Origin of the sequence: Haloimpatiens myeolchijeotgali, assembly GCF_042688525.2 — a bacterium.
Taxonomy (GTDB): Bacteria; Bacillota; Clostridia; order Clostridiales; family Clostridiaceae; genus Haloimpatiens.
The window spans coordinates 2,883,767-2,906,092 of sequence record NZ_JBHWAB010000001.1; the positions used below are offsets into that span (position 1 = coordinate 2,883,767).

The following is a 22,326-nucleotide window of genomic DNA, read 5'->3' on the forward strand; positions in this document are numbered from 1 at the left end:
ATATATCGGTACCCACCGTATTACTCATCGTAATAAGTCTCCAAGTCGGATTCACATAACTTCAGATATCAGTTTTCACCACCCACTGACTCTCTTAAACTTCAGGTATGTTACTATTCTCTTCATAGACTAATATTTCGTTTTTTACATTGTATACTTAAAATAATATTCTGTCAAGTATATTTATACATTTTTTTATAACTTTTTCTTCTGTCACATGCAACCTATGCAAAATTGATATAAATGAGGTACGCTTCACAACCTTTTTTCCTTAATTAAGAGCAAAAATTAGTGAATGTACTCGATTTTTTATTTATATTTTTAATAATTGAAGTAATTTTTTATATTTTAAATATATAGTAACATAAAAACAATTAAGAATATTATTTTATTTCTGTAATTATACTAAATTTTATTTAGAATATGTCGATATATATATTAACTTGTAATTTAATTGTAAGTATGTAATATTAAACAAAATATATTTTCAAAGTACATTAATAATACACTTAAAATTAACACTATTTGAAATATAGATTTAAATAACTATAAAATTGGGGGTGTAATACGTGAAAAAAATTAGTACAAAGATATTAGTTTTAGTTATTTTTATATCTCTTACCATAGGTTCTTGCATTGGGGGTTTTAGTATTTATAAATCTGTACAGACAAATCAAAAAAGTATAGAGGAATTGGAAAATGTACTTAAAGAAGATTATGATAAAACTATCAAAAATGAAGTTAATACTATATTAAGTATACTTACACATTGCTATGATAAATATAAAAAAGGTGAAATAACACTTGAACAAGCTAAAAAATTAGGTGCCAATATACTAAGAGAAGCTAGATATAATGGAGAAGGTTATTTTTGGGCTGATACTCCTGAAGGACTAAATGTAGTATTACTTGGATCATCTATTGAGGGTACAAATAGATTTAATTCACAAGATAAAAGAGGTAACTATTTTATTAAGAATTTAATAAATAATGGTATGAAAGATGGAGGGGGGTATACAGAGTATTACTTTCCCAAGAAAGGTGATAATATTGCTTTACCTAAAAGAGCATATACTGTTTATTTTAAACCCTTCAATTGGATAATTGGTACTGGAAACTATATTGATGATATAGATAAAGTTATTTCTGAAAAGAAAACTTCATTACAAAAATGGTTACAAGCAACTATAATTGCAACAGTTATTTTTATAATTGGATTTGTTGTATTATCCATTGTTTTAGCTATATATTTAAGTAAAAAAATAACTAATCCTATTTTATTGATAACAAAACTTATTGATAAAACATCTCAGTTAGACCTGAAACACCATAAGGATTTTGAAATTATATCAAGTTATAAAGATGAAACGGGAATTATAGGAAAATCAGTTATTAATTTAAGAAAAGAATTAAGAGATATTGTAGGAGATATAAATAATAATTCAACCGAAGTTAAAGAATACTCACAAAATATTTCTAGTTCTGTAGGTGACACAGTTCAATCTATTGAAGCTGTATCAAAAACTGTAGAAGAACTTGCAAAAGGTGCCTCTGAACAAGCAATGGATTCTCAAAAAGGAACAGAAAAACTTAGTACTCTTGCTGATGAAATTGATATTGTTAGTAATAATGCAGATTTACTTAAAGAGTTTTCTAATAAAACTCAATTAATTAATACACAAGGTATACAAGCAATGAAAACATTAGTTTATAAACTTAAGGAAAACAATGAAGCAGTATCAAGAATTGTTGAAAATGTAAATATACTTTCTGATAAATCTAGCTCTATTGGTGAGATTATAAATACAATTGAATCTATAGCTGAACAAACTAATCTTTTAGCTCTAAATGCTGCTATAGAAGCTGCAAGGGCTGGTGAGTCTGGTAGAGGATTTGCAGTTGTAGCTGATGAAATAAGAAAGCTATCTGAACAAACAGCTAACTCTACTGGTGAAATTAAAAATATGATTGAACAAATTCAATCTGAAATTAACAATGTTAAAGTTAATATGGATAAAGGAAAAACTACTATGAATGAGTCAAATATTTCCATGAATGAGGCTGAAAAAGCATTTAAAACTATAGGACATTCCATTGATAATATGGTAGAACAAGGAGATAATTTGGTTAATACTATAATAAAAATAGATAAAGATAAAAATGTAGTAGTAAACTCTATACAGGGAATAGCAGCAATATCAGAAGAATCTGCTGCAGCAACAGAAGAAGTATCTGCATCTATGGAAGAACAATCAAGTTCAATGCAATGTATAGCTGAAATTACAGAAAAACTTCAAGATATAGTTAATAAACTAGATAGTATAGTACATAAATTTAGTATTTAAAAGTAAAAAAAATAATACTTTGAGTAATAAAGTGTAAAAATTAGATATATTCTGATTATACATTTTAAACTATCATGGGATTGATTACCATACAATAGACTTGTTTAGCAACGTTTTTCTAAGTTTGTATTATATAGTATATAAATTTATCATTATACTTGAGGTGATTTTCATGGGAAAAGTACTTTTAAGTATAGACTGGGATTATTTTATCCCTATAAAATCAGAATGGTGTGGTTCTTATTTGGAAAATAAGAAAAGTATCACTAACCTTTGGTATAAAAGATATTTAAAAAGTAAAATGCAAGGTATAGATATACAAAAGTATATGTATGTTGACAAGGGAGCTAAAAGTTTTTGGAGTACTATAAAAAAAATATTTGGTATTTCTAAAAATGTAAAGCTGTATATTTCTGATTCTCACAAATTATCTTATTATATAGCTAAAGAATATAAATGTGATAAAGTATATTCTTTTGATGCCCATTCTGATTTAGGATATGGAGGTCTTAAATCTCTAGAATTTGAATTGAACTGTGCAAATTGGCTTGGAAAGCTTTTGAAAGGAAAAATAATAAAAGAAGCTAATATAGTGTATAGTAAATATTCTAGAGAAACTCCAAAAGAATTTTGTGAAATAAACAATAAATTCGATGTTAATTATTATAATAAGAAAGAAATAATGTCATGTAGTAACATACCATTAAAAGATGTACAAGCAGTACATATATGTAGATCAGGTGCGTGGACACCACCTTGGTTGGATGATAAGTTTTCTAAATTTGTACATAATTGTAATATGAATTATAAGGTAATTGATTGCCCGGTTAGAAAATGGAACATAAAAAAATTAAATTTATCTCAACAACTTGACTATTTATATTCATAAAAAATAGGAACAGTATAAGAAAAGGAATCTTTTGGTGGAAAGAATGATTCAACTTTCATAGATGAAAAATAGCCGCTACGAGAAATGATATATTGCTCTGAAACCTTTCACTTCGCTAGACAGTATTTTTGTCCTACAAAAGTTGAATTAATTATTAATTCTTAATTATCCTTAAAAGATTCCTTAATCTTATACGTTTTTAATTGAAAAGCCACAAAAATGTATTATCAAGTATAGCACCCCGCCCGCCTATGGCGTGCTTGTCATTAATTTTATTTTGATTCGTATCAATAAATTCTTTAACAATTTGAGGCATATTATCGTCAATTAATATTATAGGAGATGATGTAGAAGCCGCTAATGCTGATGTAGATAATGCGTCTGGATAATCCTTAGCACAGGCAAAATATACAGTATTTAAATCAAACTCCCCTATGAATCTATTTAAAATAGATATATTAGTAGCATATCTATCTATCCCATAAATCCTTTCTGGTGAAGGAAATTGATTTAGTACTTCATTGCTTATTACACCCGTTCCTCCAATTACGTATGCTTTAGTTATACTGTTAGAAATTACATATTCCATAATTGTGTCTGGTACAGCATTTTTGTCAACAAGTAATATAGGAAGTTGTTTATATGCCGCTAAGGAAGCAATTGACAATGCATCTGCAAATCCATTTCCATAGGCAACTACTACTTCGTTTTTATTTCCTAATTCATTAGCAACAGCAGCAGAAGTTGCATATCTGTCTGCACCAAAAATTCTTATAACTTGTATATTCTTTGATAGAAGATTGTCTTCTATATTTTTAGAAACAGCTCCAGTTCCACCTACAATAAAAATTTTAGTTACTTGTAATCTATTAAGTTCATTTTTGATGGATAAAGGTAAAGTATTAGTGTCAGTTATAAGAATTGGAGCGTTATATTTTTTAGCAAGAGGAGCAGCACTTAATGCATCAGCATAATTTTGACCTACAGTTAAAATTGCTGTATTTGAGGTTGTCCATCCCGCTTGTGATATTTTAGCACTGGTTTCATACCTATTTGAGCCAGAATAACGATCATATTCAGGTCTGCCAATCAAAGCACCATAGGCATCTACTATACCACCAGTAAATATTTTTCCAGCTAAATCATCAAGGGGCTTAACTGTTAACATTATTCTGGATTTTATATCCACAGGGTTAGTTATTCCATTACTTAACAATAAAGCAGCTACTCCAGATACATATGGTGCAGCCATAGATGTTCCACTAGTATACCCGTAAGACCAATTGTAACTGCCATTTAACGGAATAGTACTTAATATATTTTTACCAGGAGCAGCTACATCCACTGTTGTGCTTCCGTAATTTGAGAAAGAAGCCAGATTTCCAGTATTATTTATTGCAGCAACAGTTAGTATATTATTTAAATTAAAAGAAGCTGGATAGCTAGCAATTAAATCATTGTTGTTATTTTCATTTCCTGCTGCAGCTACAAATAATGTTCCACTTTTTTCTATAGCATCTTTAAGAGCTGAATCATATTCTGTTCCTGCCCAACTTGCATTAATTATTTTTACACCTTTACTTTTAGCATATTCTATAGCCTTGATTGCATCGGCAGTAGTTCCTTCATCTGTACCTAAAATTTTTAAAGGCATAATTTTTATATTAGGAGCAACCCCTACAATACCAGTATTATTTTGCGCTGCAGCTATAGTTCCAGCAACATGTGTTCCATGAAAGATTTGTAAAGAACTTTCATGAACTATATTATTATTATCATAAAAATTCCAACCATTAATATCATCAATATATCCGTTGCCATCATCGTCTATACCGTTGTTAGCAATTTCATTTGGATTAGTCCAAATTCTATCTTTTAGTTCTGGATGATTAATATCTATACCAGTATCTATAACAGCTACAACAACATTACTGCTTCCTTTAGTAATATTCCATGCATTTTTTATATTTATATCTACACCTTTTAATCCAGTTTTAGAACTTATTACTTGTCCATAATTAAATAATCCCCAAATATTATCAACCATAGCATCATTAGATATACTATTAGTTTTATAAATATAATTAGGTTGAACTAGCTCAATATTTTTATTATTCTTTATATTTTTTATAACCGCATCAACATTAATATCATCCTTAAATTTAACAAGTTCTGTATGCGGTGATAATTTTTTCGTTATACCATTGCTAATAGCCTTAGTATTTATAGACTTTGATTTGTTTTTATATTTTATTATTATTTCATTAGACACATATTTAGGATGTTTTTTATTAGAATTTAGATTAGATGATTCAATAGCATTTACAGATACAAAGTTTTGAGAAAAAGAAAATAGTATTGACATAAAGAGAGCAATGTATATTTTAAAATGATTACCATATTTTTTAAAATTCAAATGCATCACCTCGCTTATCTTTGATATCACAAAAATAGTTGCTGCGGAAAATGATATATTCATATATTATAAGTGTACTTAGAATTATATATTAGTGAGTGTGTATTGACAATATATATAAACAAGGTATATTTAGGAAAATACCAGAGTTAAAATGTTATATATAAATAAAAAAATTACTATAAGTAAATTCCTATAGTAATTTCCAAATAAATTTAATTTTATCTACTTTATTTTACACCATAAATAGCGTAGTAGTCTTCAATTCTTTTTTTCATTTCATCATCAATTAAAACTGTTCCATTGATTTCACGATTATAAAGATAATCTACTACTTCTTTCATTGTAACTATGGCACAAGTTTTCATACCAAACTTTTCTTTAAGTTCAGTAAGTGCTGATTGTTCTCCTTTACCTTTTTCCATTCTATCTACAGATATGATAAGACCCATAACATTAACATCAGCTTGTGATTTTAAAATAGGCATAGTTTCGTAAATGGAGGTTCCAGCAGTAGTTACATCTTCAACAATTATTACTTTATCATTATCTTTAAGTTTGCTTCCAAGTAGGATTCCTTTATCTCCATGCTCTTTAACTTCTTTTCTATTTGAGCAGTATGATACATCTATATTATATAGGTTACTTAAAGATATAGATGTTGTTACTCCTAAAGGAATACCTTTGTAAGCAGGTCCAAACAAAATATCAAAATCTTCATTAAAGTTTTCTTTTATAGCACAAGCATAAAAGTCACCTAATTTTGCTAATTGTCGTCCTGTTTTGTAGTTACCTGTGTTTACAAAGAAAGGAGTTTTTCTTCCGCTTTTTGTAACAAAATCTCCAAAAGTAAGTACACCAGATTCTATCATGAATTCTATAAACTCTTTTTTGTAATTTTCCATTATTATATCTCCCTTCAATAATTAAGTAAATTGGTAAGAATAAAGTTTTTTTATGTCTTTTATAAAGTTGAGTTAATATTTAACTCACTTAATTTTTTAATACCGTTTTGTTCCATAAATTTCTCAATTCCTTCAATTATATCGATGCAAGCATATGGATTTACAAAATTAGCTGTTCCAACTTGTATTACACTAGCACCTGCCATTAAAAATTCTACTGCATCTTCCCATTTTTCTATACCGCCCATACCTATAACTGGTACATTTACATTTTTACAAACTTCATATACCATTCTCAATGCTATAGGTTTTATAGCTGGACCTGACAACCCTGCAAATACATTTTTAAATACTGGTTTTCTTTTGTTTATGTCTATAGCCATAGCTTTAAATGTATTTACCAGTGAGATTGCATCTGCTCCTGCTTCTTCACACTTTACTGCCATATCTACAATATTCTCAGCATTAGGGGATAATTTAACTATTAATGGTTTTGTACAAATTTTTCTTACCTCTGAAACAACTTCATAAGCAACATTTGCCTTTATTCCAAATGCCATACCTCCCTGTTTAACATTTGGACAAGATATATTAAGTTCTATCATATCTACATCCACATGATTTAATTTTTCTATACCTTTTAAATAGTCTTCTAAATTATTTCCTCCCAGGTTTGCTATTATATTTGTATTAAACTTCTTCATATTTGGAAGTTCTTTTTCTATAAATGAATCTACTCCTGGATTTTGAAGACCTACACTGTTTATCATACCTGCTCTAGTTTCATAAACTCTTATTCCATCGTTTCCTTCTTTTTTATTTAATGTAAGACCTTTAGTACACATTGCTCCAAGTCTTGATACATCATATAATTTGCTATATTCTTGACCAAACCCAAATGTTCCTGACGCTGAGATTACAGGATTTTTAAAACTAATTCCGCATAAATTTACAGAAGTATCTACTCTATTCATCTAATATCAAATCCTCTCCATTAAATACTGGTCCTTCGCTGCAAACTCTTTTATTTCCCTCGTTAGTTTTACATGTACATCCCAAACATGCTCCTATACCACATGCCATTCTATTTTCCATTGAAACATAAATCGGCACTTTTTTCTCTTTACACATTTGTACTACTTTTTTCATCATTATTTTAGGTCCACAGCAAACTACAATATCATACTTACTTGGGTCAAAAATATCTGTTATATATGAGTTATCCACATGAGTACAATTATTTTTCTGTGTATAATTCTTACAATTATTCCCATTTGCATATTTTTCTGTGGAAATGTATAAGTTATTAACATTTTTTTCCACATTATCCACAGCATATACATAATCGCAAAATCCTGCATAAAAATCTACACTACAATTTTCAAGTCGTTTTGTAAGAAATGTAAGAGGTGCTATTCCGATTCCTCCTGACACTAATGCTACTTTTCCTTTTAACTTCGACCTATCAAAACTATTCCCAAGAGGTCCTAATATCTGAATCTCTTCATCTTTTTTTAGTCTTGATATAAGTTCCGTACCTCTGCCTACTACTTTATATAAGAAGGTAATACAATTTTTTGACACATCATATACACTTATAGGTCTTGGAAGTAATGGCTCTTCATTAGTTGTTTTTAACATATAAAATTGTCCTGGTACTGCTTCAGAATTTCCTTTTATTGAAACTTTATAAATATCTTTACTTATCTCTATATTCTCTATAACTTTTTCTACGGAACAAATCATTCACTTCATCCTTCCAGCTTATAATTTTATTTCCTTTAATATATCATTCTTCATGTTTAATACTGCTTCTCTTGCACATTCATCAAATCTTGCTTCTCCATTTTCACATTTCTTATATGAAAGTAATATTCCTCTTGAAGAATTTACAACTCCACCATTTCCATTCTTTAAGTATACTGCTACATCTTTTGCACCGCCGCCTTGAGCACCATAACCTGGTATTAAGAAAAATGTCTTATCAAAACTTTTTCTAATCTTCTTTCCTTCATCAACATGAGTACATCCTACTACTGCACCAATTGAACTGTATCCACATTCTCCTATATAATCTTCCCCAACATTTTGAATTTTTTCTCCTACTATATCATATACTTTTCTATTTGCCTTACTATCTATATATTGTATATCTTTTGCTCCTTCATTTGATGTTCTAAGAAGTGTAAATAATCCTTTTTCCTTATTTTTCACATAACTTAGATATGGTTTTATGCTGTCCATTCCCATATATGGATTTACTGTAATGAAGTCACTTTCAAAATCTCCTTCAAAGTGTGCTTTTGCATACATCTCTGCAGTTTTTGCTATATCTCCTCTTTTTATATCCGCTATAGCTATTGCACCCTTTTCTCTTATATACTCTAAAGTTTTTTTGTATATCATAAGTCCTTTAATCCCCATAGCCTCATAATATGCTATTTGAACTTTATAACAAGATACATTATCCAAAGTTGCATCAATTATTCTTTGGTTAAATCTAAATACTGCATCTTCTGCATAATTATATTTATTAAAAAAATCTTTTGGTATATATGAAACATCAGTATCTAATCCTACACAAACATGCCCTTTTTTCTGTACACTTTCATATAATCTATCTATAATCAATTCACTCTCTCCTTTTATCTATAAGTTATTTTAGTTATTAAACTGAATAAACAATCTTACCTTTTTTCATTGTTGTTAAAATTTCTCCGTACACTTTTTTTCCTTCAAAAGGCGTATTTTTCCCTTTTGATACAAATTGTTTAGAAGATATTTCGTACTCTTTATCCAAGTCCACAACTACTAAATCTGCATCATATCCTATCTTTATTTCCCCTTTATTTGCTCCCATTATCTTAGCTGGATTTTTTGACATGATTTCTATAAGTTTATTTAAATCTACATTATTTTTCTTAACTAATTCCGTATAACATATCGAAAAGGAAGTTTCTATTCCTGAGATTCCATTAGCACCTTTTTCTTTATCTTCTCTGCTGTGTGGTGCATGATCTGTTCCTATTGCATCTACATAGCCATCTTTAATAGCTTTTATCAAAAATTTCAAATCCTCTTCTCCTCTTATAGGAGGATTTACTTTATACTCATTATCAGTGAGTGCAATATGATGTGGTGTTACATCACAAGTTATATTTGTACTTGTTTTTTTTGCATTTATAATATCATTCATAGCCTCTTTTGTACTCACATGAGTAACATGAAGATCGCATCCTGTTACCTTAGCTAATGTAATGTCTCTCCAAGTCATCATATTTTCTGCTAACCTAGTATTACTATCTTTTAGGCTATCACTTTCTTCATGAGCAATTATAGTTAATCCCTTTTCTTTTGCTTTTATCATTGCATCAAGCATAACTTTGCTATCTTGAACCCCTTTTCCATCATCAGATATAAACTTAACACTTTCCTCCAATTTATCTAAATGATTCAAGCTAACTCCATCAAAATTATTTGTTATTGAAACTACTTGATGAACATCTGCAAGATCTATATCCTTAGCTTTATTAATAACCTCTTTAACTGTTTCCATACTACTGCAAACTGGATTTGTATTTGCCATTAAGTTTACTGTAGTATATCCCCCCTTCACTGCTGCTCTACTTCCACTTAAAATATCCTCTTTATAAGTATATCCTGGATCTCTAAAATGACTGTGTATATCTACAAATGCTGGTAATAATGTTTTTCCTTTTGCATCATACACTTCACAATTTTTTTTCAAATCCATTCCTAACTCGCATATTATTCCATCTTTTATATAAACATCACCTTGAAAATTTTGTGATGCATCAATCACACTTGCATTCTTTATTAGAAATTCCACAAAAATCCCACCTTTATACATATTAGTTATGTTATGATATATTTATCTTCATAAAATAAGGGCACTAAGTATTATCATACTCATTAGTACCCTTTTTTATTTCTAAAAATCCTAAAACTCTAACTTATACGCTTCGTCACAATATTCACATCTATATTCTGACTTTTCTTCATCTACAAGATAAAATTTATGTGGAATATATTTTTCTATAGATGTTATACATCTTGGATTTTTACATTTAATTAAATTTTCAACTTTCTTTGGTAAACTCAATTTTATTTTTTCTTTAATTTTATCATCTTCAATTATGTTTACTGTTATATTTGGATCCATAAGTCCAAGCATATCAAAATTTATATCAACAACATTTTCGATTTTTATAATATCTTTTTTTTCCATTTTCTTGCTTGAAACCTTCATTATAAGTGCTACTGATCCATTTACCTTATCAAGTTCAAGGTAATTGAATATTTTTATTCCCATACCAGCCTGTATATGATCAATTACTATACCATTCTTTAAACCATCTACATTTAACATTATTTATCCACCCCCAAAAGTTTTGAAATTAATGCCATTCTTACATACATTCCATATTTAGCTTGTTTAAAATAGCATGCTCTTGGGTCATCATCTACTTCATAAGCTATTTCATTAACTCTTGGTAGTGGGTGAAGAACTATCATATCTTTCTTAGCTTTTTCCATTTTTTCACTATCTAATATATAACTGTCCTTAAGTCTTATATAATCTTCTTCGTTGAAAAATCTTTCTCTTTGAACTCTTGTCATGTAAAGTATATCTAATTCATCTATTACATCCTCTAGTTTTTCAACTTCTCTGTATTCAATATTATTTTTTTCTAGTACTTCTTTTGTTATATAATCTGGAACTTTTAATTCATTTGGAGATATTAAGATAAACTTATTATTTTTATACCTTGACATAGCTTTTATTAAAGAGTGAACAGTTCTTCCAAACTTTAAATCACCACATAAGCCTATAGTTAAATTTGATAAGTTTCCTTTTATACATCTTATAGTTAACAGATCTGTTAATGTTTGAGTTGGATGCTGATGACCACCATCACCTGCATTAATTACGGGAATATCAGACTTCATAGCTCCTACTTTTGGAGCACCTTCTTTGGGGTGTCTCATGGCTACGATATCAGCATAACAAGCTACTGTTCTAACAGTATCCATTACACTTTCCCCTTTGGAAACTGAACTTGAACTAGCTTGTGAAAAACCTAATACCTGACCTCCAAGTCTTAACATTGCTGCTTCAAAACTTAGTCTTGTTCTTGTACTTGGTTCATAAAAAAGTGTTGCTAATAATTTACCATCACATACATGAGCAAAATCTTTAGGATTTTCTATAATTTTATCTGCTGTTTTAAAAACCTCTTCTAATTCTTCTGTAGTAAAGTCCATTGGATCAATTAAATTTCTTCCTTTTAACATATTTACTTTTCCCCCTTTTCAGTCTCTCTGGACTAATTTTAAAGGTATTAAAAAATGCCTTCCATATAAGGAAGGCATGAAATCACACTTTTTTAGATTTATTAAAGTATAATTTTAAGTATACACCTGCTTATCTCTGTAAGCTAACATGTATAATTATACTTATTATGCTATTCACTGTTACCTTCCCAATCTCACAGGATCAGTTTTAAAGGCTCTATTCAAATTTGCTTAAATGTATATTACCACATATTTTTCAATTAAACAAGAGTTTTTTTTAAAACTATAATAATTTTATCTATAATAGAATATTTGCTTTGAATCATAACCTAAACATTTAAACTTAGAACTCAAAAATTCAATCTTATCAAATTTTACTTTTATTCCATTTAAAAGTGCTGGAAGCTTTTCTAGATCTTCTATTTTTAAACCTCTCATATTAATTATCTTTTCATATTCATTATCTTCTGGATATATTATTTCAGCATTTCCTCTTATTTGCATACCTGCAAGTTTATCCATCCCATCATATTTATCATATACTGTTATACAAACTTTATCATTTAACAATATATTTGCAAATTTTTTGCCTCCCTCTGATAATATATATATGCAATTATCCTCATACATATACTCAATAGGAGTTGCTCTTACCCATTCTCCATGTCCAGTGGCTAAACAACATGTATTATGTGCTTTTAAGAATTCTTCTATATGTTTCTTTAATACATCCTTAGGCATAGTTCGAAGAAAACCTTCTCTTATTTTCTTTAATTGTAATGAAAATTTAACTATGTCTTCTACTCTACTTTCATCTTCGATTGATTTACAATGCACTATAGAAGTACCTAAAATCGTCTGCATTTTTTTCATAGCTCTAATTCCACTTTCTCTATTTACACCAGTGCATAAAAGTCCTATTTTTTTATTTATTAACCATGAAGCATTTTTTATAATAAAATCCAATATTTTTTTATCAGGATTTTCATTTTCTACACCTGATGCTATTACAAAAAAATCGTAACCTTTATAGTCCTCTTTAAATTCCTGTACATTACAACATCTAGCTGGACCAATTACTAATAACATTTGTTTTACTATCTTCTCTGTTAACCCACTTTCATTCTCATAAATAATCAATGTTCTTTGCATAAATTTCACCCCTTTTATAATTTTTACTATGAAATTTTGTATTGTTTAAAATGTTTTTTCTTATATAAAAATGCGTTTACTGGACATATATGCAGACATCTTTGACACGATATACATGAAGAATTAAAAGTTATTTCTCCATCTTCTATGTTTATGTTACCTGTTGGACAATTCTTTGCACACGCCCCACATTTTATACATCTATTATAATCTATACTTATTGTTCTTTTAGCCCAATTTTTTGCATAAATATTAAATAATTTAAAAATGGGATAATAGGCTTTAACTTTAAATCCAGAAACTTTTTCTATAGATTTTTCACCAAGTAAAAATATCTTTACTATATCTGCAATTCTATGTTTCGCAGTTTCACAGATTTGTTGTTTCTTATCTTCACTTGCTTCCTTAAATCCTACAACATAGTAATTATTAGGCATTGTTATAGGCTGTTGAATTTTAATTTCAAATCCTCTTTGTTTTAAAATTTTACTCAAAAACTCAGTCCCTGTACCTCTATTAGATGCTTGTGTTGAAAAAATCATACACTTTTTATTATTCCCAAATTTTAAATTTTTCTCTATCCATTTAATATATATATTAGGAAAAAACTCTGCATGAATAGGTGCCCCAAAAATATAAAAAGAGTATTCTTCCTTTAATTCATTATGTTTAACTATATCTATAAGATCACATTCTATATTACTTTTGCTAAATTCCTTTTTAAATAATTCAGCTACATACTCAGTATTTCCAGTTGCCGAAAAATATATTATAGCTCCTTTCATTAACTACGCCTCCACTTCCGAAAAATTGTATATATATTAATTATACTACATAAATAAAGATTTTTATTTATGTTTTGTAAAAATTAACCAAATATTAACATGTACGCATAATGAACCAATTTAATTCTTAATTAATATAATAGATATTGTACAAATATTAGTGGAGGTAATTTAATGTATCAAATGCCCAATCCATATTATTGTAATATGTATAATATGAAAAGTTTAAAAAAATCTCTTAAACTAATTGAAGAAGCAGTACAAGACGAAAAAAATGATGAATTATTTTATAACTACTTAATTAGTATTGCTCCTACTAAAGAAGAAAAGGAAATTATTACTTCAATTAGAAATGATGAAATGAAGCACAATAAAATGTTCAGAAAAATTTATAAAGATATTACTGGAATGGACATAACAGCTAGCGAAGAAGTAGATTTTGAAAAACCCAAATCCTATATAGATGGAATTACAAAAGCTCTATTTGGTGAAATGAAAGCTGTAGAAAAATATAGAGTAATACGAAAAGGTCTCCCTACAACATACCATAGGGATATGCTTTTTGAAATCATAACAGACGAATTAAAACATGGTATTAAGTACAATTACATTTTATACTTAAGCTGCTGTAAAAAAAATAGAAGTAATACATTAGATACTACTTTTGATAATACATTACCTACAGACTTCCACACTGATTTATGTAGAACAATAAATTATCCTATGTATCAAAGATTTCCTAATGATTTAGTATTTTAAAAAAGTATGAAGTTAAAAAAGTTAATTTTTACAGCATAAAAATCTAACCTCCTATAAAGTATACTTAAATAAAGTTTAAAGTACAAAGTTTTTCTTCTTTGCACTTTAAACTTTTTATAACTTCTTTAATTAAGTTTTTTTATAACCTCATCTGCAAATTCAATAGTACTTGAATTTCCTCCTAAATCAGGAGTTAAAATCTTACCATCCTTTAATACTTCTACTACAGCATTTTCTATTTTCTGCGCACTTCTAAATTCTCCTATATATTTTAACATCATTATTCCTGATAATATTGCAGCACATGGATTTGATTTATACTGTCCTGCTATATCTGGTGCTGATCCATGAACTGGTTCGAAAACAGCTGCATTATCTCCAATATTAGCTCCTGGTACAACTCCTAATCCTCCTACAAGTCCTGAGGCCATATCTGAAAGAATATCTCCATAAAGATTAGGCATAACAAGCACATCATAATTTTCAGGATTTGATACTAATTTCATACTCATAGCATCAACAATTACATCTTCAAACTTAATATCATTATAATTTTGTGCTACTTCTTTAGCACATTTTAAGAAAAGACCATCAGAGAGTTTCATTATATTTGCCTTGTGTACTGCTGTAACTTTACTTCTGTTTTGTTTTTCAGCCATATCAAATGCAAATTTTACAATTCTATCACTTGCTTTTTTAGTTACAATTTTTATACTCTCCGCAGCTTCTTCCCCTACCATGTGTTCAATTCCTGCATATAGTCCTTCCGAATTTTCTCTTACGATAATTAAATCTATATTTGCATATCTTGATTTAATGCCTTCATATGTTTTTATTGGTCTAATATTTGCATACAAATTAAGTTTTTGCCTTAAAGCTACATTTACACTTCTAAATCCTTTTCCTACTGGAGTTGTTATGGGACCTTTAAGGGCTATTTTATTCTTTTCTATGCTATCTAAAACATATTGAGGAAGTGGAGTTCCATATTCATCAATTACTTCTGCTCCTGCTTTTACAACTTCCCAATTTATATCTACTCCACTAGCATCTATAACTTTTCTTGCAGCCTGTGTAACCTCTGGTCCTATTCCATCCCCTGGTATCAATGTAATATTATGTTTCATTATGTTTTCTCTGCTGCCAAAACATTATAATACTCTACAAGTATTATAATGTTGCCTGCTTTGACAAGCTTCCTCCCCTCTCTATTGATTTCATATTTTACGCTGCAACATACGTAATTTTTTCCGTCTTTAACTAATCTTGTTTTATCATATTTAAAAGTCCGCCTAATTTTATCATTTGCTTTTGTCTATCTGTAATATTTAATATCATTATATATTCTTTATTTTTTGTAACATTTTTTACCTTTACCATTCCACTTTCTACTTGTTCTTCTGCATTTTCTATTATAAGTTCATCCATCACATCAATCTCATCATAATCTTCAGGTTTTTCAAAAGTTAATGGCATTATTCCATTGTTTATTAAATTTGCCATATGAATTCTTGCAAAAGATTTTGCAAGTACTGCTTTAATACCCAAATATAAAGGTACTAACGCTGCATGTTCTCTACTAGAACCTTGACCGTAGTTTACTCCTCCTACTATAAAACCACCCTTATTTTGTTTTGCCTTTTCAGGAAATTCTTTGTCACAAGGAGTTAAACAATATTGAGAAAGATATGGAATATTAGATCTAAAAGGTAATAACTTAGCATTAGATGGCATTATGTGGTCAGTGGTAATATTGTCTACAACCTTTGTTAAAACTTTTCCTTCTACAGTATTATTTAAAGGTTTTGCAATAGGAAATGGTTTTATATTTGGTCCTCTTACTATATCTACATTTTCACCATCTTTTGCAGGAGATACAACTAAATTATCATTTATCAAAAATTTCTTAGGAATGTCTATTTTAAAACTTTCCCCAAGTTCTTTCGGTTCAGTTATACAACCTGTTATAGCAGATGCTGCTGCAACTTCTGGACTTACAATATAAACTTTAGCTGAAACCGTTCCTGATCTTCCTTCAAAATTCCTATTGAAAGTTCTCAAAGACACCCCATTTGTACAAGGTGATTGTCCCATTCCTATACATGGTCCACATCCACATTCTAATATTCTAGCACCACTTGATACTAAAGAAGCTAGTGCTCCATTTTGAGCTAACATAGTTAACACTTGTTTAGAACCTGGTGCAATAACTAAAGATACATTTTCATTAATAGTTTTTCCTTCTAAAATTTTTGCTGCTTTCATTAGATCTACATAAGATGAATTTGTACAACTTCCTATTGCTATTTGATTCACTTTTGTATTTTTTAATTCTGATATCTTAACTACATTATCTGGGCTGTGTGGACACGCAGCTAAAGGTTCTAACTCACTTAGATCAATTTCTACACATTCATCATATTCTGCATCTTCATCTGATTTTAATTCACTGAAATCTTCTTCTCTTCCTTGAGCTTTTAAAAACTCATAGGTTCTCTCATCACTTGGAAAGATAGAAGTAGTTGCTCCTAATTCTGCACCCATATTTGTAATAGTTGCTCTTTCAGGTACTGTTAGATTTTTAACTCCTTCTCCGCAATACTCAAATATTTTACTTACCCCACCTTTTACACTTAATCTTCTTAATAATTCTAATATAACATCTTTGGCAGATACCCAAGGTTTTAAAGTACCTTTTAAGTTAACTTTAACAATTTCAGGCATTGTTATATAATATTCTCCACCAGCCATAGCTACTGCAACATCTAATCCTCCAGCTCCTATAGCTAGCATTCCAATTCCTCCTCCTGTTGGAGTATGGCTATCTGAACCTAAGATAGTTTGTCCTGGAACACCAAATCTTTCCAAATGAACCTGATGACATATTCCATTACCTGGTTTTGAAAAATAAATACCATGTTTTTTTGCAACAGTTTGTATATATAAGTGATCATCAGCATTCTCTGGTCCTGTTTGAAGAATATTATGATCTATATATGCAACAGATTTTTTTGTTTTAACTTTGTCAATACCTAAAGCTTCAAATTGCAAATATGCCATAGTTCCTGTAGAATCCTGTGTTAAAGTTTGATCTATTTTTATTGCTATTTCCTTTTTAGCAACCATTTCTCCCTTTACAAGATGTTTTCCAATAATCTTTCTTGCTAAATTTAATCCCATACTTCAACCTCCGATTACTATTTTTAAATGCAACATTTTTTACAAATACATGTTATCTTAACTTACTCTCTCAACTAGCTCTGGCATAAACTTTTCAACTATAAGTTCAAGCTCTGTATTTCCTATCATTGTAGTTCTTCCATTTTCGTACTGCATATCAACCCATTCTTTTATTTCTGCTATTCTTTCATCTTTTTTACCAATTTTTTTATCTCCCTTTAGTTTATAATAACTATTTATCCATGCTGCTATTCCTGCAAGTCCTGAATATTGATTAACAGCTACAAGTACAGGTCTATTAAGAATTTTATCTGTATCAAATATATTATATATTTCCTCACTTTTAAGTATTCCATCAGCATGTATCCCTGCTCTAGTTACATTAAATTCTTTACCAACAAATGGAGCTTTTTCTGGAATATTATAACCAATTTCTCTTTTAAAATATTCTGCTATCTCTGTTATAACCTCAATTTTCATATTTTTAGTTGTACCCTTTATTTGTCCATATTCAAATATCATAGCTTCAAGAGGACAATTTCCTGTTCTTTCTCCTATACCTAATAATGTAGTATTTATAGAAGAAGCACCATACAACCATGCTGTAGTTGAATTAGTAACTGCTGCATGAAAATCATTGTGTCCATGCCATTCAATTTGCTTATGTGGAACTTCACAATAATAATTTAATCCGTGAATAATAGCTTGTACGCTTCTAGGAAGACATGTACCTGCATGTGAAACTCCAAGTCCCAATGTATCACAAGCTCTTATTTTTATAGGAATACCTGATTGTTTTGAAAGTTCCATCAATTTTTTTACAAGTGGAACTACAAATCCAAAGAAATCTGCTCTTGTAATATCTTCAAAATGACATCTTGGAATTATCCCATATGTTAATGCTTGTTCTACAACCTCTAAATATTTATCTGCCGCCTGTTTTCTTGTCAATTTTAATTTTTTAAATATATGATAGTCAGAACATGACATTAACATTCCGGTTTCTTTAATACCCATCTCTTTTACAAGTTTAAAATCTTCTTTGTTTGCTCTTATCCATGATGTAATTTGTGGAAACTCATATCCTTTTTCCATACATTTATATGCTGCTTTTCTATCTTTTTCAGTATATAGGAAGAATTCTGTTTGTCGTATTATTCCTGAGTTATTGTCAAGCTCATGTAAATAGTCATATATTTTTGTCATTTGCTTTTCTGTAAATGGAGACATTGATTGTTGTCCATCTCTTAAAGTAGTATCTGTAATCCATATTTCTTTAGGTAAATTCATAGGAACTTGTACTTTATTAAAAATTATTTTCGGAATCTGTGAATATGGAAATATATTTTTATATAAATTAGGTATTTCCACATTTTTTATAACCTTATCATTTAACATATTACATATCCCTCCATTCTTTTGTGATTTATGAATTTTATCTTGCGTAAAATTTCATTTGATTATTTTTAGCAATTTCAATTCTACACATTTGTTCTTATATTTTTTATTTTTATCCCCATGTTTTTCTTCTCTATATACTGAGTTTTGCACATGAATAAAATTCTTATGCTTTTAATTTTAACATAAGAATTTTATTCCTTCAAATACTTTTTGTGTGAAATTTGAATTTAAACAATTACAATATTTCATTTTTTAAAATTTTGAAATTTGTACGATTTGATTTTTCACTTTAAGATAATGGTTCATCATCAAAATTGGTATATTTAGATTCATTTTGTTTATTATGTTTTTGATCGTCTTGTGGTTTATGTCCATCATGTTTTTTGCCTTTTCTATGCTTTTCAAACATACGCTTTGCCATTTTTACCACTCCTTTTAATCTTCTTCTAACGGATCTAATGAATCAGGCATCTTAAATACTGACCTTGCACTTTCTTTATGTCCATGTTTTATATTTTTCTTCTTAAAATTTCCATCTTGCATTTTATTTTGTTTTGTTTTTTTCATTTTATTTGTCATGGTTTCACCTCTTTCTTACATAATATATAGTTTCCATAGTATTCTCTTTTATTCAAAATACATACATTACAAAAAAAGCATATGTAATTAGAAATACTCTTCTAATTACATATGCTTTCGTTAATCAATTAAGAATTATATTCACATCTTAATATACTCATGATGTACTCATCATGATATTTTCCTTCTCTAAAAATTTCTTGTCTCAAAGTTCCCTCTACTTTGAATCCACACTTTTCATAACACTTAATCGCTCTTTTGTTAAATGAGTATACATTGAGCTTTATTTTATTTAAATTCATTTCATTAAAAATAAATTTAATAAGTGCTTTTACCGCATCTGTACCATAACCTTTTTCTCTAAATTCTCCATTTCCTATAAAAATACCTATATCAGCTATACTATTTTTCCAATCTACTCTATTTACTCCACATCCACCTATATACTTACCTTCCTGTAATGTTTCTATTGCAAAACTATAACTATTATTACTAGATGATGATATTCCTTCAAACCATTTATACTCTTCTTCTAGAGTTAATGGAAAAGGAATTCCTGGAGTTAGATACCTTTTAACCTCTTCATCATTTATATATTTCCATGCTAATGGAATATCTTCTTTTTTATAGGCTCTTAATAAAATTTTTTCACCCCTATACATACAAATCCCCTTCTTAATTTTAATGAATTACTCAACTTTAAAATCTTTCAACTTATCTTTAAATAAGTCTCCTAATGTAACACCTTCATCTTCTTTATCAGTATATTTAGAGAAATCCTCTACAGGTTTATCTATTGCCTCTTTTATACTTAAACTCATTCTGTTCTTTTGTGAATCTATATCTAAAATCTTAACTTTCACTTTTTCACCTATTTTTAATTTTTCTGAAGGTTTTGCTATACGCTCTTCACTTATTTCTGATATATGTACTAATCCTTCTACTCCTGGTTCTACTTCAACAAAGGCCCCAAAGTTTGTAAATTTAACAACTGTTCCTTCTACAACTTCATTCACTTTAAATTTGTCTTTAACTTCATCCCATGGATTTTTACTTACATCCTTAAGTGCTAATGATATTCTATTTTTTTCTCTATCAAAATCTAATACATAAACTTCTACAACATCGCCTACAGATACTACCTTTGATGGATCAGTAACTCTCTTCCAAGATAAATCTGATAAATGGATAAGTCCATCTACTCCTCCTAAATCAACAAAGGCACCAAATTTCATAAGTTTTCTTACAGTACCTGTTCTTTTTTGTCCTTTTTGAAGACTGTCCCAAACTTGTTTTTTCTTCATTTCTAATTGTTCTTTTTCAATTTCTCTTGCTGATAACACAAGCTTTCCTTTTTGTTGATCAAGCTCTATAACTTTTACAGTAAGAGTTTTTTCTAAATAAACATTTAGGTCTTTTACATATGAAATTGAAAGTTGAGATGCTGGAATAAAGGCTCTTACTCCATTTATACTTGATGTTACTCCTCCTTTAACAACTTCATTTACTTTAACATCAAATGCTGTTCCTTTTTTAAAATTCTCCTCAATGTCTTTCCATACTTTTAGTTTATCAGCTCTTTTTTTAGACAAAAGTACATTTCCTTCTCCATCATTAATATCAACAACATAAACAAAAATTTCATCATCTTGTTTAAGTATTTCCTTAATATCTACTTCTTTATCACTTATTTCACTTTTTGGTATTATTCCATCTGTTATATATCCTATATTAACCATAACTTCACTATCAGTTACAGATATTACTCTTCCCTTTAAAAGATCTCCCTTGTGGATTTTTTTCATAGAAGCATCTACTTGCTGCATCATTTCGTTCATTGACATTTCATTTATATTATCTGTTGCCATAAATATTGTCTCCTTTCGTAAATTATATCTTTTATAATAGTTTTAACCATTACCATAATTGTAACACATTTATATCCTTAATTTAACCAAATTATCAGAATATATTTCTAAGTCAACTCATATTATCAACAATTTGTCAATTTAACATATTATATTAATATATATTTTATATTAAAAATCAAATAAGTATTTTGGGAAAGGAGGAGATTACTATTTACGATGATATTCCTCTAGGATATGAAATACAATTTGCTTCATTAAAAGAAGCCCTTTCTTTAATAGTAGAACCTGTCTATAAGGAACAAGAAGAAGAATTTCTTTATGAATACTTAATTGATAATGCCCCAAATGAAGATGAAAAAAATATAATCAAAAGTATAAGAGATGATGAAAGAAAACATAAAAATATGATAAGAAAATTTTATAAGTTTTTTACAGATAAAGATATTCCAGAATCAGAAAATGTAAACTTTAAAAAACCACAATCTTATATTGATGGAGTAAAAATAGCTGCATTAAAAAAACATAAAAGCATAGAACAGCATATAAAACTATATAAATTAATAATTCAAAGTCTTTCTAATCAAAATTTCATCAATATGGCTTTTGAAATACTTCAAGAAGAACAAAAACATGCTATTGAATATAATTTTATTTTAAGTATGCACTGAATATATATAAAAAATTAAACCAATAAATAACTCAACTTTTGAAGTTGAAAGATAGTCGCT

The 22,326-nt window shown here is 28.7% G+C and carries 21 protein-coding genes and 1 other annotated feature (1 of these 22 running past the window's edge); of the genes, 4 read left to right on the top strand and 17 right to left on the bottom strand.

Going from position 1 to position 22,326, the window contains the following annotated elements:
• Nucleotides 1-135: a binding site (T-box leader), on the bottom strand; it reaches 63 nt to the left of the window's first position.
• Nucleotides 136-569: 434 nt separating this feature from the next.
• Nucleotides 570-2,345, top strand: coding sequence for a methyl-accepting chemotaxis protein (locus ACFIJ5_RS12880; protein ID WP_379807646.1), 1,776 nt, complete (start codon nt 570-572; stop codon nt 2,343-2,345).
• Nucleotides 2,346-2,517: 172 nt separating this feature from the next.
• A complete protein-coding gene (locus ACFIJ5_RS12885) occupies nt 2,518-3,234 on the top strand; it encodes an arginase (RefSeq protein ID WP_379807648.1) in 717 nt (238 codons plus the stop codon).
• A gap of 199 nt (nt 3,235-3,433) precedes the next feature.
• On the opposite strand, the gene ACFIJ5_RS12890 is transcribed toward ACFIJ5_RS12885, so the two are convergent.
• The 10 genes from ACFIJ5_RS12890 to ACFIJ5_RS12935 all read right to left on the bottom strand — a co-directional run bounded on the left by ACFIJ5_RS12890 (nt 3,434) and on the right by ACFIJ5_RS12935 (nt 13,808).
• Nucleotides 3,434-5,599, bottom strand: coding sequence for a S8 family serine peptidase (locus ACFIJ5_RS12890; RefSeq protein WP_379807650.1), 2,166 nt, complete (start codon nt 5,597-5,599; stop codon nt 3,434-3,436).
• 281 nt (nt 5,600-5,880) lie between these two features.
• A complete protein-coding gene (gene pyrE / locus ACFIJ5_RS12895) occupies nt 5,881-6,555 on the bottom strand; it encodes an orotate phosphoribosyltransferase (protein WP_379807652.1) in 675 nt (224 codons plus the stop codon).
• A 59-nt stretch (nt 6,556-6,614) separates the two neighbouring features.
• The gene (locus ACFIJ5_RS12900; protein ID WP_379807654.1) at nt 6,615-7,529 is read right to left on the bottom strand and encodes a dihydroorotate dehydrogenase; all 915 of its coding nucleotides are present in this window, start codon (nt 7,527-7,529) and stop codon (nt 6,615-6,617) included.
• Nucleotides 7,522-8,301, bottom strand: coding sequence for a dihydroorotate dehydrogenase electron transfer subunit (locus ACFIJ5_RS12905; protein WP_379807656.1), 780 nt, complete (start codon nt 8,299-8,301; stop codon nt 7,522-7,524). The genes ACFIJ5_RS12900 and ACFIJ5_RS12905 overlap by 8 nt, the downstream gene beginning before the upstream one ends.
• Nucleotides 8,302-8,319: 18 nt before the next feature.
• Entirely contained in the window at nt 8,320-9,186 is an 867-nt protein-coding gene (gene pyrF / locus ACFIJ5_RS12910) for an orotidine-5'-phosphate decarboxylase (protein ID WP_379807658.1), read from the bottom strand.
• Between the two features lie 37 nt (nt 9,187-9,223).
• Complete coding sequence (locus tag ACFIJ5_RS12915; protein WP_379807660.1) at nt 9,224-10,405, bottom strand: dihydroorotase; 1,182 nt, start codon at nt 10,403-10,405, stop codon at nt 9,224-9,226.
• Between the two features lie 111 nt (nt 10,406-10,516).
• Nucleotides 10,517-10,945 carry an aspartate carbamoyltransferase regulatory subunit gene (locus ACFIJ5_RS12920; RefSeq protein WP_379807662.1) on the bottom strand — a complete coding sequence of 143 codons (429 nt, stop codon included), beginning with the start codon at nt 10,943-10,945 and terminating at the stop codon, nt 10,517-10,519.
• A complete protein-coding gene (gene pyrB, locus ACFIJ5_RS12925; RefSeq protein ID WP_379807664.1) occupies nt 10,945-11,871 on the bottom strand; it encodes an aspartate carbamoyltransferase in 927 nt (308 codons plus the stop codon). Before pyrB ends, ACFIJ5_RS12920 begins: the two co-directional genes overlap by 1 nt.
• 294 nt (nt 11,872-12,165) lie before the next feature.
• Nucleotides 12,166-13,023, bottom strand: coding sequence for a pyridoxamine 5'-phosphate oxidase family protein (locus ACFIJ5_RS12930; protein WP_379807666.1), 858 nt, complete (start codon nt 13,021-13,023; stop codon nt 12,166-12,168).
• Between the two features lie 26 nt (nt 13,024-13,049).
• Entirely contained in the window at nt 13,050-13,808 is a 759-nt protein-coding gene (locus ACFIJ5_RS12935) for an EFR1 family ferrodoxin (RefSeq protein ID WP_379807668.1), read from the bottom strand.
• A 174-nt stretch (nt 13,809-13,982) separates the two neighbouring features.
• Here ACFIJ5_RS12935 and ACFIJ5_RS12940 point away from each other — a divergent pair, with 174 nt between their 5' ends.
• Complete coding sequence (locus ACFIJ5_RS12940) at nt 13,983-14,567, top strand: ferritin family protein (protein ID WP_379807670.1); 585 nt, start codon at nt 13,983-13,985, stop codon at nt 14,565-14,567.
• A gap of 125 nt (nt 14,568-14,692) precedes the next feature.
• Here ACFIJ5_RS12940 and ACFIJ5_RS12945 read toward each other — a convergent pair whose 3' ends face one another.
• The 7 genes from ACFIJ5_RS12945 to rpsA all read right to left on the bottom strand — a co-directional run bounded on the left by ACFIJ5_RS12945 (nt 14,693) and on the right by rpsA (nt 21,595).
• The gene (locus ACFIJ5_RS12945; RefSeq protein ID WP_379807672.1) at nt 14,693-15,694 is read right to left on the bottom strand and encodes an isocitrate dehydrogenase (NAD(+)); all 1,002 of its coding nucleotides are present in this window, start codon (nt 15,692-15,694) and stop codon (nt 14,693-14,695) included.
• Between the two features lie 133 nt (nt 15,695-15,827).
• Nucleotides 15,828-17,747, bottom strand: coding sequence for an aconitate hydratase (locus tag ACFIJ5_RS12950; RefSeq protein ID WP_379807674.1), 1,920 nt, complete (start codon nt 17,745-17,747; stop codon nt 15,828-15,830).
• A gap of 57 nt (nt 17,748-17,804) precedes the next feature.
• Complete coding sequence (locus tag ACFIJ5_RS12955; RefSeq protein ID WP_379807676.1) at nt 17,805-19,145, bottom strand: beta/alpha barrel domain-containing protein; 1,341 nt, start codon at nt 19,143-19,145, stop codon at nt 17,805-17,807.
• 292 nt (nt 19,146-19,437) lie between these two features.
• A complete protein-coding gene (locus tag ACFIJ5_RS12960; RefSeq protein WP_379807678.1) occupies nt 19,438-19,569 on the bottom strand; it encodes a hypothetical protein in 132 nt (43 codons plus the stop codon).
• A gap of 14 nt (nt 19,570-19,583) precedes the next feature.
• Nucleotides 19,584-19,715: a CPC_1213 family protein gene (locus ACFIJ5_RS12965; RefSeq protein WP_379807680.1), complete on the bottom strand. Its 132-nt coding sequence runs from the start codon at nt 19,713-19,715 to the stop codon at nt 19,584-19,586.
• A 140-nt stretch (nt 19,716-19,855) separates the two neighbouring features.
• On the bottom strand, nt 19,856-20,389 hold the full coding sequence (locus ACFIJ5_RS12970) for a GNAT family N-acetyltransferase (protein ID WP_379807682.1): 534 nt from the start codon (nt 20,387-20,389) through the stop codon (nt 19,856-19,858).
• A gap of 27 nt (nt 20,390-20,416) precedes the next feature.
• Nucleotides 20,417-21,595: a 30S ribosomal protein S1 gene (gene rpsA, locus ACFIJ5_RS12975; protein WP_379807684.1), complete on the bottom strand. Its 1,179-nt coding sequence runs from the start codon at nt 21,593-21,595 to the stop codon at nt 20,417-20,419.
• A 191-nt stretch (nt 21,596-21,786) separates the two neighbouring features.
• Here rpsA and ACFIJ5_RS12980 point away from each other — a divergent pair, with 191 nt between their 5' ends.
• Nucleotides 21,787-22,266, top strand: a complete 480-nt coding sequence (locus ACFIJ5_RS12980; protein ID WP_379807686.1) for a ferritin-like domain-containing protein — start codon at nt 21,787-21,789, stop codon at nt 22,264-22,266.
• The last annotated feature ends 60 nt before the right edge of the window (nt 22,267-22,326 follow it).

Coding starts and splice junctions, on each gene's coding strand:
- ACFIJ5_RS12905 (WP_379807656.1), bottom strand. CDS start 8,301: ATGATTTGTTCCGTAGAAAAAGTTATAGAGAATATAGAGATAAGTAAA.
- ACFIJ5_RS12965 (WP_379807680.1), bottom strand. CDS start 19,715: ATGAAAAAAACAAAACAAAATAAAATGCAAGATGGAAATTTTAAGAAG.
- rpsA (WP_379807684.1), bottom strand. CDS start 21,595: ATGGCAACAGATAATATAAATGAAATGTCAATGAACGAAATGATGCAG.
- ACFIJ5_RS12885 (WP_379807648.1), top strand. CDS start 2,518: ATGGGAAAAGTACTTTTAAGTATAGACTGGGATTATTTTATCCCTATA.
- pyrE (WP_379807652.1), bottom strand. CDS start 6,555: ATGGAAAATTACAAAAAAGAGTTTATAGAATTCATGATAGAATCTGGT.
- ACFIJ5_RS12920 (WP_379807662.1), bottom strand. CDS start 10,945: ATGTTAAATGTAGATGGTTTAAAGAATGGTATAGTAATTGATCATATA.
- ACFIJ5_RS12955 (WP_379807676.1), bottom strand. CDS start 19,145: ATGTTAAATGATAAGGTTATAAAAAATGTGGAAATACCTAATTTATAT.
- ACFIJ5_RS12940 (WP_379807670.1), top strand. CDS start 13,983: ATGTATCAAATGCCCAATCCATATTATTGTAATATGTATAATATGAAA.
- ACFIJ5_RS12960 (WP_379807678.1), bottom strand. CDS start 19,569: ATGGCAAAGCGTATGTTTGAAAAGCATAGAAAAGGCAAAAAACATGAT.
- ACFIJ5_RS12945 (WP_379807672.1), bottom strand. CDS start 15,694: ATGAAACATAATATTACATTGATACCAGGGGATGGAATAGGACCAGAG.
- ACFIJ5_RS12890 (WP_379807650.1), bottom strand. CDS start 5,599: ATGTCAATACTATTTTCTTTTTCTCAAAACTTTGTATCTGTAAATGCT.
- ACFIJ5_RS12935 (WP_379807668.1), bottom strand. CDS start 13,808: ATGAAAGGAGCTATAATATATTTTTCGGCAACTGGAAATACTGAGTAT.
- ACFIJ5_RS12950 (WP_379807674.1), bottom strand. CDS start 17,747: ATGGGATTAAATTTAGCAAGAAAGATTATTGGAAAACATCTTGTAAAG.
- pyrB (WP_379807664.1), bottom strand. CDS start 11,871: ATGTTAAAAGGAAGAAATTTAATTGATCCAATGGACTTTACTACAGAA.
- ACFIJ5_RS12900 (WP_379807654.1), bottom strand. CDS start 7,529: ATGAATAGAGTAGATACTTCTGTAAATTTATGCGGAATTAGTTTTAAA.
- ACFIJ5_RS12970 (WP_379807682.1), bottom strand. CDS start 20,389: ATGTATAGGGGTGAAAAAATTTTATTAAGAGCCTATAAAAAAGAAGAT.
- ACFIJ5_RS12930 (WP_379807666.1), bottom strand. CDS start 13,023: ATGCAAAGAACATTGATTATTTATGAGAATGAAAGTGGGTTAACAGAG.